The sequence below is a fragment of the Acidiphilium sp. genome (genome assembly GCF_049977125.1).
In the GTDB taxonomy this organism is placed as follows: domain Bacteria; phylum Pseudomonadota; class Alphaproteobacteria; order Acetobacterales; family Acetobacteraceae; genus Acidiphilium.
The window spans coordinates 1-2,457 of sequence record NZ_JBMFGY010000297.1; the positions used below are offsets into that span (position 1 = coordinate 1).

Here is a 2,457-nt window from a genome sequence, read left to right on the forward strand (position 1 = left end):
TCGACGCAGCCGACACATCCTGCTGCCGGTGCTGATCCCACGACGACGCAGCCGACGCCCATGTCGGTGGGCTCCTATGATCAGGCGCGGTATCAGGCCTATGCGAACCAGATCAAGATGCTCATGGGCCAGATGTCCGGACCCGGACCGCAAACCGACGTCATCATCAAACCGGTCGCGGCGAAGGGCCCGCCCCCCATGCCGGTTACCGCCACGCAGGACGATCCTGCCGGCGTGTCCGGAAAAATTCCCTTCGGCCGCCCGCGCGGTCGCGCCACGGTCCTGATCCCGGCTGGCCATGGCGTCTACGGCGTCACGAAGCTGGCGGTCTCCTCGGATCAGGGCGGCAGTCCGGTCGAGGTTCAGGCGTTGTCCGGGCCGATTGCGGGTGATGACATGATCGGGTCGTTCAGCCGAGAGGGTGATCGGCTTGTCGTCAAGCTGACGTCGATCACCCTGAAGAACGGCGAACAGGCCTCGATCAATGCGCTGGTGGTGACGCCGGATACGATGCGTACCGCGGTCGCGACCTCGGTGAACGAGCATTATGTCGACCGCATCGTTCTCCCGGCTGCTGCGGCTTTCGTCGAAGCGTTGGGTGGCTCGCTCGGACAGAGCGGCTCGGTGGAACAGACCTCACCGTTGGGTGGGCTGACCGTTTTCTCCCACGTCAACACGGCGCAGGCTGTCGCGGCCGGCTTTGGCAACGCTGCCGGCACACTCGGCAACATTATCGAACAGACCGCACCGAAGGGGCCGACGGTCAAACTGGCGGCGGGAACCGATGTCGGCGTCTTGTTCCTCTCCCCCCTGAAAGCCGCCACGCCGTGAACCGCCCCATCATTGATCAACCCTCATTCCCTCCCCGTTATTCCGAAAGGCCGCGCCATGTCTGATGCAACAACCTCCGACGCGCCCCTCCCGCGCGCCCCGATCGCCCCTGCCACCGAACCCGCCGCGCCGCGCCGTGCGCGCAAACGCGATACCATTCTGTTCGCAACAACGGCCCTGGTCGTCGCCGGTGCGACAGCCGGTGTCATCCTGAGCCATCGGATCGAGCCGGTGGTCGAGCCGCTGATCGCGCATGTGTTCGGTCACCCGGTGTCCGGCGTCGAACCATCCCCTCATTCTCGCACGGCGACCGCGTCCTCGGTCTCCGATCTTTCCGCCATCCCGAAACTGTCTCCTCCACCGGTTCCGTGGGTTGTGAGCCGTGCGGACTCATCGCGCAAAACGATGGCACCTGCGAAACAGGGCGGTGGCGCGCCGGCCAAGGCGAAAGACGGAACTCTGTCAGACCATCCGTCCGGTCACTCAGCGGATCTGCCAACGTCCACATTCAACGCTCTGGTCGATTTGAAGCGGGGCGCGATCCCGGCGACCGCGCAACAATCCGTGGCGCCGGTCGGTCCTACGGCGGCAAAGTCCCGACTGGGGGAGACCGTCGTTGTTCCGTTCTTTGGGAATAAACCGATTGTCATCCCTGCGCTGGAGCACGCTGCGACACCCAAGACAGATCATGGGACGGTGATCGGCAAGGCTTCGGATGCCTCAATCAGCACTTCTGGCTCGACCTCGCCCGCTGTTCCTGCAATCACCGCCAAATCGATTGCGCCGCCCCCGGAACCGATTGTTGCTACGGCCCATCCTGCGGTGCCTCCCCCGCCCGAGGTCAATGCGCTGCTTCATCCGATCGCCCCGCCAATCGCTCCGCCCCCCACGATGATTGCACCCGCTGATCGCGCGCGACCTGCGGTTACGACCCCTGTGACCCCCGGCATCAACACGACGGCGACGGCAGCAGCAACGACCCCGGGTACCACGACCCTGGCAACCATCGCCCATCCGGTGCAGACGGCAACTCATCTCGTGGCCGGGCCCTTGAACCCAAAATCCGAGATTCCGGTGCTCTCGCTGGTCTCACAACTCGGCGTTCTGGTGGCCCAGCTGCGGGATGAGAACGAGGCGTTGGCGCATCAGGTGGCGACGCTGCAGGCGACAACGACACGTCGTCTCGATACGTTCAGTCGCACCCTCCATCTCGATCAGGCGAAGAGCGCCCTGGCGCTGGCTGTGCAACCAGCCCAAGCCCCCCGCGCCGCCATCCATCCGCATGTTTTCCAGTCGCACAGCGCGGTTCCGGCCGGGACGATCTCGGCATCGAGCTATCGGATCATCGCGTCATCGCCCGGTGTCGCGATCATCTCGCGCGATGGCCGCTCCGAGGAGGTTTCGGTCGGCGATACCGTTCCGGGCGTTGGTCGCGTGCTGTCGTTGACCGAGGACGGCACGTCCTGGGTGGTCGAGACGACGCATGGCGTGATCCGCTAGGCGGGGAGGCGGGCGGTGCAGGGTTTTGTCAATCTGGCGGATGCGATCGGCAATGCGATCACGATCATCCTGCCGGCCCTCTGCTACATCGTTGGCAGCAGCCTGTTCATCCTCGGTGGCTACGGG

General features: G+C 65.0%; 2 protein-coding genes. Both read left to right on the top strand.

All coding sequences use genetic code 11. The features are described 5' to 3' along the window. Positions 1-831, top strand: an 831-nt coding sequence (locus ACP5E6_RS18280) for a DotG/IcmE/VirB10 family protein (RefSeq protein WP_427956747.1), incomplete at its 5' end; no start/stop codon positions are given. A 57-nt stretch (positions 832-888) separates the two neighbouring features. After that, positions 889-2,331, top strand: a complete 1,443-nt coding sequence (locus ACP5E6_RS18285) for a hypothetical protein (protein WP_427956749.1) — start codon at positions 889-891, stop codon at positions 2,329-2,331. Positions 2,332-2,457: the final 126 nt, after the last annotated feature.